This window comes from Deltaproteobacteria bacterium, assembly GCA_026388545.1.
Taxonomy (GTDB): Bacteria; Desulfobacterota; Syntrophia; order Syntrophales; family UBA2185; genus JAPLJS01.
The window spans coordinates 35,884-45,438 of sequence record JAPLJS010000043.1 but is presented as its reverse complement, the minus strand read 5'-3'; the positions used below and the strand labels follow the sequence as shown (position 1 = coordinate 45,438).

Below are 9,555 nucleotides of genomic sequence, written 5' to 3'. Positions count from 1 at the left end.
AAGTTGCGTTGACCGCCTGTATGAGAAAGTTGTTGGTAATCCTGAACACCATGCTAAAAAACCATAGCACTTGGAAGGAGTTACCAGTTTAAAAAAACACTTGACACCTAACACAGTTGCTCTCCCATCAAGGGAGAGGGTTTTTTTCATAATTCTTGTGAGTTTATCATTTTTCCATTTGAATACAAAACTACCGTCAGACCGCCTCAATCGTTGAGGGTGGCTTCGAAGCTATATTGTACGTGACGCTGACGATGCCGGGCACCTCACGGATAATATCCTGGGCAAGCTTCTCAAGAATTTCAAACGAAAGCCGCGTCGGTGTCGCAATACGGGCGTCAATGCTCTCCCAGCAGCGCACCTCGATCTGCTGACCAAAATCGCGTTTGCCGTCACGCATGCCGGTCACACGGTCTTCATGAAGGATCGCCATGTACTGGAATGCACCGGTTCCCTTGAGCAACCTCTCAACGACGACAGTTGCCTTACGGACGGTGTCAATGCGCTCCGGCGTCACCTCACCGATCACCCGCGCCGAAAGCGCCGGTCCCGGAAACGGGATGCGGTCGAATAGCTCGATCGGAAGCCCGAGGGCCTCTCCTACCTTTCGGACGCCGTCCTTACGAAGCTGAACGAGCGGTTCAATGATACGGTAACCGAAAGCCTTCTGAGTGTCGATACCGAGCTGTTCGAAGACATTATGCTGCCGCTTGATCCCTGCGATTGTTTCATCGACATCGGTCAGGATAGTCCCCTGGAGAAGATGCTTCGCACCGCTTTCCCTGACGATGCGTCCGAATACGTTTCGATAGAAGGTCTGGGTAATAGCCTCGCGCTTCTCTTCCGGGTCCGTGATTCCCTTAAGTGCGGCAAAGAACTCTTCGCGCGCATCGACTATTTCGACCGTGACGCCGAGTTTTCGGAAAAAACCCGCTACCTGTTCGGGCTCTCCCTCGCGCATGAGACCGTTTTCGACAAAGACGGTCTTAAGACTATTTCTCAGGGCTCGGTGCCCGAGCATCGTAACAGTAGACGAATCGACGCCTCCCGAAAGGGCGTTGATTGCAGTTCCGTCCCCGACAGCTTCCTTGATCTCTTTGACCTTCTCATCGATGAATCTCTCAGTGTTAAGCTCCTGCACAGTAATTTCCTTAATCATGTAATATCTCCTCCATTTTATGTGATAGTCTTTGAATAACGCCTGACGTTATGGGTTATCTTCGGCCATATAGTAAAGCTGTACGCCCGTCGGCATTTATCCGGTGGTTCTATAAAAATATCCTCTGTTAATGACTGGACCTATTATCACAAAGGCTTGGGTAACCATGAAATACGATTTATCTTAATGTAATGGCTTTCTCAGGACAGATTTCCTGGCAGCAAAAACAGGCGATACATGTATCGGCGTCCACCTGGGGAAGGTTTTCGCCGCTCATTGACAAAGCCGATACCGGACACTGATCGACACAGGCGCCGCACCCCGTGCATAACTCGGGATCAGCTTTCGGCCGCATGATCATTCGATTGCGGATCAGTGTTTGAATGGCCTCGTTGTGAAGCAGCACTTCGCCGCTGAACGGTGGAAGTTTGAAATCAGGCAGTGGTTTCAACTCACCGATGACTTCAATTGTACTGAGGTCATAGTCCCCCAAACCCAATTCCCTTGCTTTCTGAAGGATCCGCAGACGTCCTGGCTCGCACCCCATCATGGTTGCCACGATGGCATCCATTGCCACGGCGTTGTCAGAGGCAAGGATCAGGCCGATGTCTCTGAGGTCGGGGGAAGCCGGTCCATTACCCTCCATACCGACCACGGCGTCCATGATGAACAGGTCTGGCACCCGGAGGCGAAATACGTCAACCAGCATTTCCTGGAATCGCTCCGGGCCGCCTGACTCCTTGTGCAGCCATGCTTTCTGGGCGCCGGGCAAAATGCCGTAACTGTTTTTAATCGCTCCGGTAATGACGGTTAAGCCGTGGGTTTTGAATTTCGGCAGGCTGATGACGATATCAGCATCCATAACAGCCTGTGAGACGCTTACGGTGGGAATGAAGGCGGGATTGAAGTCAACCTTCTGCGAATCGTTCCCGATATTTTGGTAATAGCCTTTGGCTGCTTCCATCAGGCCCGTTATTTTGAAGCATTCCTCATTCGCACCGTAGTTGAAAAGTCCCGGATTATCGCCCACGACGATAGATGCCAGCTTCATCGTTTCCACCTTTTCTACCACGGCGCGAAGGACGGCAGGATTTGTGACAATGCCTTCTCTCGCCTCCGAAGAGCGAAGGACGTTCGGTTTTATCAGGACTTTCTTCCCCCGCAATTCCAGAGGAAATAGATCAAATGCCCGGTCGACAGCCTCCCGGACATTCTCATAGGTAGCGGGATGGATCATTACTTTTGACATAGTCTATACCTCGCTTGGAGCTATTATTTTATAAAGATTTTCAATGAGCGACATTGCCATCCTTGTGGCTTCTTCCGTATATTTCCCACATTGCTCACGCAGATTGTTCACATGAAACGCCTTACGGCCCTCTGCGGTTGCCAGATCGACTCCTATGAGTTCCTTGCAGTTCGTTGAGCCAAATGTGTCCGCAAACATCTTAATCAATTTCTGAACAGGAGTGTAGCTTTTCTCGAACGGCACATCCGGCAGGCTTCTGCCATAAAAAATATTTATCGCCAAAACTGCTCCGCTCACTGCCCCGCAGATTCCGCTCGTCCTCGCTATGCCGCCACAGAGGCCGGTAGCGATTTTCGGGATCAATTCCGATTGAATATTTTTGCTCTCTGCCACGGAAAGCAGAACGCTTTCCGCTCAAAGATAACCAGATTTGAAGAGCTCTCCGCTCCTTCGAGATGTCTTCTCAATCATTCATATCCTCCATTCATTGCACTTCCTGAAGTACTTTGATAGAAACGCTCTCGACTATATCCTTGACCTTTTCCCTATAGGCTATCATATGAGTAGTTTTAAGATGAGCCCTGAGTGCTTCAAGACTTTGCCACTTTTCAATAATAGTAACAACATTCTTATCAAGATTTTGTACGGGTAACTCTGCATCAATATCAATCGCCGGAAAGTACTCGATGCATCCTTTCTCTTTCCTGACCTCCGGCACATTAGACTTAAATATTTCAATAAACGCAGACAGGCTTTCGGCCTTAACGCGTACCGATGCGATTACATTTATCATATCATCTGCCCTTTCTTTCTATAAAGCACCTTATCACAGGCATCATTTCTTCTGATCTGCCTCATCAATATGAAATATATGCAGCAGCCGATGAGTAACCGGGGCAAGAACTATCCCCATTACGGCTATAAACATGAGCCCGCTAAAAAGTGCATACCCTGAAGCGAATATCTTTGACCATGTCGTTGTAAGCTGATTGACAGGCCCCATTCCCCCGAGAATCATGGATGCCTCCAGAAGAGAATCAATCCAACCAAATCCGGCTATCCAGTGATATCCTGTAATGCCTATAAATAAAGCAACTGCAACCAGGAGACCGGCAATGAGGACAGATGCGATCATCCTTCTGACAAAAACTGATACCGGCGCCAGTTTCTCATGTTTTCGCTCAAACATCATTAGCCTCATGTCATAGTACTCACCTGCAAAGCGCACAAGTTCAAATCCCGCCATGGTATTGCATCATGGTCCGGCGATCGAGGAAGTCCTCACTCTTGCATTCCTTTTCTAAAATCACATCAATCGTTTCCTGATCCGGCATTCGATCTTTGACGTGCGCACCGAGTCGTATTAGTTGCTCACGAGAAGGATAATGCATTTTTTTGAGATCCGTGGCGTTGACCTGCGTATGTCCGCTAAACAGCCGGAAGTATCGGTCGAAGAGTGATGTATTGAGATACAAGGCCAAGCCTTTTGCCAAAATTTCAGACAGCCCTACCCCGATTGCATGAAAATAATTCAAATGGTTCTCAAACCCGACAAACGGCGCATTAATTCTGCACGGATCATATATTGCCGCTACCACACGGCGACGTTCTTCTTTTGATGAGAAACGCTTTGTGAGGACATAATATCCCGATTCCACCATTAAATCTTCCGTTTGCTCCGAAACCACAATTGCACTTGGTTTCTTTCCTACCTTCAGCGGCAAGTTCACAAACCCATTCTGAAAATGGGAGGGATAGACAAGCGGCATGGTTCCTTCTTCAGGTTGAGGACGAAGATATTCCCTCGCACGAAAATCCACTACGCGCCCGGTGGAGACGTCTAACCTAAGCTCGTCGAGTGATGTCGTAAAGTACCCCATTCTATCCATCACCTGATTATCTTTATTATCTTTCACCAGATGGATAAAGGCATCACGGTCGTCCGGCAACACCACGTACTCGAATGGTACTGAACGGATGGTCGCATTTTCGAAAAATGCACCTTCGGATGATGAGATTGTCAATCGTTCTGGTTTTCCTGCGCCCTGAACGGCATAGTAAATCACATTTTCCTGGAGCACGTCGTCGTCCCCAAAAGCCTTTTTGCGCGACTCAAAAACATGGATACGCCGCAGGCTTATCATATCAAGCAGTGCAAAGCGAAACCGGCGGAAATAGGGGCCGTTGCAAAAGCTTCGGGGTGTAATTGCCACCAACTCCCCCCCAGACGTCAGCATCCGTGCCGATAACCAGACGAACGCAGCATAAAGGTTCGATACTTCGATCCCCGCTGAATCAAGCAATCTGCGTGTAGTGGATAACCCGTTGATCTTCTTATAGGGTGGATTCAGGATTGCATGTGTGAAACGCTCTCCCTGAACAGCGAACAACCCTTCTTCTGTCTGCTTTATGGCAGCAGTGATAAAATCCTCTGTCCGTATCTCGCTTTGAAAGGTAATGCCGACTTCCTTGCAGGCATTCTCGCAACGGTTCATTGTTTCTTTTAATTCGGGAAGAATCTGCCTGTCGTTTTCGTATGCAATTACTTCAATTGAAAAGGGACGATGTCTGCTTGAAATTAGCGTTTCCACAAGCGCCGCAAATAGCACACCCGCCCCAGCACCTGCATCCAGAACCCGCACATTCTCCCTCTCAAGCTCAAACAACGATGCCATAAACCGCGCAATAGTAACAGGCGTCAAGAACTGCCCTATACGCGAGCGTTCATGACGACACGTGCTACCGTTTAACGACTTGCGAACATTATCCATTATATCTAAGAGTTGAACCGTCATATTATATATACTGTAGTCGAGGTTGCTTATATTCCGTTCTTTTATATAGCCTGATGATACGTCAAAAGGCTGGTAAAACCGCAGGCTATGCCCGCCCATTCCAGCCAGGGCTCATGACTGCGGAGAGATTCTTTAAGACTCGCCAGTTCCTCCGGCCCCCGCTGCCTCTTCCCTGCCTCGTCGATGAGCTTTTCGATATCGTCGGCTCTGCCGGTACCGTCGAACCGCAATGCAGGCGCAAGATGTGGATTATAGGCGCATTTGATCCGCTTTTCCCTGGCAATCTCCCCCCGCGCCTCCAACCCCGCCGACGGAATATTCAGCCGCGTGACCGTCTTATACCGGTAATCAACAACATTTTCCCCGGCCTTGCTTGCATCCGCTTTCCTTTTCCTCATAAATTGACCTTATGAGTTTAAATATCTTGGTTACAACTAATCCAATCGAACAACTTCAGCACCTAACTCCCGTAAGCGTTTCTCGTCTCCTTCGGAAAGTTCGGGTATTGAAATCGATAGCCTGTCACGTGCACGACTAAGGGCAACGTATGTAATTCTTTTTTCCTCAGCATCTGTATCACTTCTTCCCTTCTGAGGGTCAACAATATGGTCAATCTGTGCTTTATCATGTAACGATACTAACACATTGCTGAATTCTGAACTCTTGGCCTGATGTATGGTTCGCGTGGTCCGTGTTTCGTCTGGTAAGCGAAGAGCATCTGCCAACATTCCATAGGTTGTCGAAACTGCAAAATCCCGAAATTTACCTGTCCTGATAGCAGTTAAGGACAGTCCGTTCACAGTAGCCGAGAGGCTTTTAGTGATCTGCTGGTATGTATCTAAGAGGGAGGCATGAAAGAGATATGAATAGTTATTTACGATGAAGTGCATCAGTGAAACAGCAATTCCCCTACGTTCCAAATTGGTCACATTTCTGTTGAGTTTCAAAGGGTCCTTGAAAACCCCCTTGCTCATTCGAATTCCACGAATAAGCTTAGTGATAGCTATTGAATAACGCTGGAGCTTTGCCATTTCACCCGCAGCTATCAGATGCTCGAGAAAATGGGAACGGTTGGGATCTATTCCGGCCATTTGATCCCACAAGTCATCGACCTGTGAGGAATCTAATCTCCTAATTTTGGATGCCTCGTCATTTTTCCGGGTAAGGATTACCAGCTGGACTCCCGGAGACAATTGACTGTGTAAGTAGGGGACCACGTTCTTGACGTCGCCAATGTATATCCTCACTGGTTCCCCAGCAACTTGGCGAAGGCCCTTCTGTGCAATACCATCTCCGCGAACATGGTTAAGAAGACTGATTATGTAATCTGTACTACGCCAATTATCATTCATCATGTAATCAATTTGTCCTGGTAGACTAAAGTAGTTAAAATCGTTTGGTTTTGCACCTTGGAAGCTATATATAGATTGCTCTACATCTCCTATGACCCCAACCAGTGTGTTCTGTTCAGCCAACCATTTGACTACTTGTGTCTGTATGGGATTCGTATCCTGAAACTCATCAATGAACAGGTATGGAAAGCGCATACTGAGAAATTCACATGCTATTGGATATTCCTCAAGAATCCGATAGGCAAAATACAGGACGTCGTCATGATCGATAATACCTTCACGCCAGTAGAATGACTTGTACGAATCCAACTTGGAAGTTGGCAAATATGCTACGGGTTTGACCCAGCGCATCGTCTTGAGTGACCACTTACCAGTGTTATCGTCATGTTGCCAAGTGAGAGACTTGAGATATCTAAATATCTCAGCCTGTTTGCCATAAAAGTCCAGCCTAGCGCCAACAGAATCAAGCCAGCCCTTTACAGCAGTGAATGTGGGTCTATGTTCGTCATGTCCGTCGACGAGTGTGTAATTGACAAGTGGTTGCCCTGCCTCATCTTTGAGAAGGTGAAGATAAGGCTTGACAACGTTCTTGTAAAGAAAGCTGTGAATAGTGCATACTTCAGTTCTTTCAGATGCATTGCATAGCCCCTTAATAATTTCACTGACTGCAACATTTGTATATGATATGCAGGAAACATAGGAGGCGGGCGTTATCCGATGCGAGGCTCTGATTACATTTCTTATGTGGTTGACAAGCCAGTACGTTTTACCTGCTCCAGGTCCGGCAAACACCCGGAAGTGATAGTCAAAATCAGCTAAGACGGTGCTGGAATCTATCACTATAGCTGTCATAGATCAACTCCATTGAGATCAATGCCCGCTACCCATAGGATGGCTTGTCTGATGTGTGTAGGAATTTCAAAGGGCTTCCTATCCTCGGATACTGCCTCCAGGTTTTGTTTTAGTTTGTGCGCTAGATCAAAGGCATGTTCACCCTTGGAGGTTTCAATACATTTCAAGTAGTATGTTGCGAATGTTGCCCGGCTTTTGGCATCAGTATCCTCATTCAGTGCAACCAGAGCAGACTTTGTTTCGTCGTCAAGCATGTTTACAAGCTCAGTATGATGACTTGTGGGGTCTTGGGAATATTTGAGCAGGTACTCGTTGTTATTGAGGACTGCGTCAAGGAGGATAGGTGAGCATACGTTGACGACTGCTAAATCATATTCCAGTGTCTTAGTTCCATGATAAATCTTTATGTTAGCACAGTCGGTACATGCCATTTCAAGGTTTTTTACAATACTTGAGATGGGAAAGTATTGCGTTTGATCAGACACACTGGAGAATGCATAGCACCTGTTAGGCTTGTCAGTAAGATCAATCTGGTAAGGCCAGCATATTCTTCTTTGTTTTTCATTTCGCTTCTTCAGCATGGGATCGCCGTCAAGCAAGCATGAAACCAGGCGATCAAGCGCATATGAGCGCTTGTCTTGCGAACGAGCCGCACCAAAAAGGGGAAGGAAATGCTTGAAAGTGGATCCACCGACAGCTATTACAGCAACGTGTTTCTCTTCAATGGGAAGATTGAGATACTCTGCGAAACAGGGGATCAGCAACTGCTCGGCTATTCCTTCCACAAAGATGACTCCCTTTGCGAAGAGCATGTTCGACTTGGTGGCATCTAAGTACCTTTCAACGTATTTCTTGGAGGCTTTTCCTTGAGGATTGTCCGGGAAAACTTGCCCCGGATAGGATATTCGGACGCCACGATCCTTTTGCGGTGCACACATGCAGATGATCGAGTCTAATTCAGATGCTGCTGTTATATGCGTCGAATGGGTGGTAATGAATACCTGACGGCTGTCATTTGTTCGCTCAACTCGCCCTCTAATATACTTGAGGAGCTTGTACTGCAAAGAAGGGTGAAGGTGAGCCTCCGGTTCTTCTATTAGGAGCATAGGAAAGAGGGCAGCGTTTGGTCCCCGGCGTGCCACAGAAGATTTAAACTTTAGACTTGACAGGACGAGAGAGATATAGATTAAATTATTGTAACCGAGGCCGTTGTAGTTTGCAGGTAGGTTCAACCCTTCTCGTTCAATGAAAAGTTTAATTGCTGTCATAAGATCGTTTTCGGTGACCGTCCCCCTCAAATTCGGAGTGCCTCCATCTTCTGCCCCAATTTTGTCGACAAGCTCAAGGAGGGTTGAAAGATGAATGCGGTTGACGAGGCTCGCTGTCAACTGTTGGGCCAGGCCTCTAAATTGGATTTCCTTCTGCACAAGGATAGCATCATCGGAAGCATCAATATCCAAGACCTGCTGCAACATAGCCTTTAGCATAGGATTGCTTCCAGAGAATAACTCTGACTCAACATCACGAATGGCGTCTATAAACTGATAGTCAAACTTATTGAGGAACTCTGGCTCTGCCTTTATTTGTGCATCCAGCGTGCCACCATAGATTCGCGAGACATATTTCGGCAAATACCTCTGGACGATGCTCCAGAAATTGTCTCTATCTGATAGCTCGGAAGTCATACCCATTGCTTTCTTGAATTCAGGAATAGCTTCTTCGGTAAGGAAAAACTGATAAGTTAACCGGGCTTCCCAAGGCGATTCCAGCTTAGTAAGCCAGGTAGCCACAAGGGCTTTGTCCACGATAGTATCATGTTGATCCGAAGCAATTGTGACGGTTACTGTTATGCTCGGTGGCTCAGAGAAATCTTCAATACCTTGATAAAAGTCATATACCTGCATGCGTGGGCGGCTGTTGCGGTCGAACAATAGCCCCATCGCCTTGAGGAGCGCTGTCTTACCTGCATTGTTCTCACCAATGATGACATTGACCCCGGATTTGAATTTAACGGAGACATCATTAAAACAACGGTAGTTCTGAATTCGGATGTCTGACACATACATGACAGATATAACCCCACTTTTACAATCTGTTAGGGGGGAATTCCAAGAAAACAATACTCGGTAATTCCCAAAAAAAATGAAA

At 47.2% G+C, this 9,555-nt stretch carries 9 protein-coding genes; all 9 read right to left on the bottom strand.

Annotation, left to right across the window (positions count from 1 at the left end):
* Nucleotides 1–196 precede the first annotated feature (196 nt).
* Complete coding sequence (locus NTW12_04535; GenBank protein MCX5845613.1) at nt 197–1,159, bottom strand: ExsB family transcriptional regulator; 963 nt, start codon at nt 1,157–1,159, stop codon at nt 197–199.
* Between the two features lie 178 nt (nt 1,160–1,337).
* Nucleotides 1,338–2,408, bottom strand: a complete 1,071-nt coding sequence (locus tag NTW12_04530; protein ID MCX5845612.1) for a DUF362 domain-containing protein — start codon at nt 2,406–2,408, stop codon at nt 1,338–1,340.
* A 3-nt stretch (nt 2,409–2,411) separates the two neighbouring features.
* On the bottom strand, nt 2,412–2,810 hold the full coding sequence (locus NTW12_04525) for a C-GCAxxG-C-C family protein (GenBank protein MCX5845611.1): 399 nt from the start codon (nt 2,808–2,810) through the stop codon (nt 2,412–2,414).
* A gap of 82 nt (nt 2,811–2,892) precedes the next feature.
* Entirely contained in the window at nt 2,893–3,201 is a 309-nt protein-coding gene (locus NTW12_04520; protein ID MCX5845610.1) for a putative quinol monooxygenase, read from the bottom strand.
* 42 nt (nt 3,202–3,243) lie between these two features.
* Nucleotides 3,244–3,654, bottom strand: a complete 411-nt coding sequence (locus tag NTW12_04515) for a hypothetical protein (protein MCX5845609.1) — start codon at nt 3,652–3,654, stop codon at nt 3,244–3,246.
* Nucleotides 3,641–5,203 (bottom strand): Eco57I restriction-modification methylase domain-containing protein, encoded by a 1,563-nt coding sequence (locus NTW12_04510; protein ID MCX5845608.1) that lies wholly within the window; start codon nt 5,201–5,203, stop codon nt 3,641–3,643. The genes NTW12_04515 and NTW12_04510 overlap by 14 nt, the downstream gene beginning before the upstream one ends.
* Before the next feature lie 41 nt (nt 5,204–5,244).
* Complete coding sequence (locus tag NTW12_04505) at nt 5,245–5,601, bottom strand: hypothetical protein (protein ID MCX5845607.1); 357 nt, start codon at nt 5,599–5,601, stop codon at nt 5,245–5,247.
* Nucleotides 5,602–5,637: 36 nt separating this feature from the next.
* The gene (locus NTW12_04500) at nt 5,638–7,407 is read right to left on the bottom strand and encodes an ATP-dependent helicase (GenBank protein MCX5845606.1); all 1,770 of its coding nucleotides are present in this window, start codon (nt 7,405–7,407) and stop codon (nt 5,638–5,640) included.
* Nucleotides 7,404–9,473 carry an AAA family ATPase gene (locus tag NTW12_04495; GenBank protein MCX5845605.1) on the bottom strand — a complete coding sequence of 690 codons (2,070 nt, stop codon included), beginning with the start codon at nt 9,471–9,473 and terminating at the stop codon, nt 7,404–7,406. Before NTW12_04495 ends, NTW12_04500 begins: the two co-directional genes overlap by 4 nt.
* Nucleotides 9,474–9,555: the final 82 nt, after the last annotated feature.

Excerpts from the sequence above, each read along its gene's own strand:
- NTW12_04535 (MCX5845613.1), bottom strand. The coding sequence starts at position 1,159 with ATGATTAAGGAAATTACTGTGCAGGAGCTTAACACTGAGAGATTCATC.
- NTW12_04530 (MCX5845612.1), bottom strand. The coding sequence starts at position 2,408 with ATGTCAAAAGTAATGATCCATCCCGCTACCTATGAGAATGTCCGGGAG.
- NTW12_04520 (MCX5845610.1), bottom strand. The coding sequence starts at position 3,201 with ATGATAAATGTAATCGCATCGGTACGCGTTAAGGCCGAAAGCCTGTCT.
- NTW12_04515 (MCX5845609.1), bottom strand. The coding sequence starts at position 3,654 with ATGGCGGGATTTGAACTTGTGCGCTTTGCAGGTGAGTACTATGACATG.
- NTW12_04510 (MCX5845608.1), bottom strand. The coding sequence starts at position 5,203 with ATGACGGTTCAACTCTTAGATATAATGGATAATGTTCGCAAGTCGTTA.
- NTW12_04505 (MCX5845607.1), bottom strand. The coding sequence starts at position 5,601 with ATGAGGAAAAGGAAAGCGGATGCAAGCAAGGCCGGGGAAAATGTTGTT.
- NTW12_04500 (MCX5845606.1), bottom strand. The coding sequence starts at position 7,407 with ATGACAGCTATAGTGATAGATTCCAGCACCGTCTTAGCTGATTTTGAC.
- NTW12_04495 (MCX5845605.1), bottom strand. The coding sequence starts at position 9,473 with ATGTATGTGTCAGACATCCGAATTCAGAACTACCGTTGTTTTAATGAT.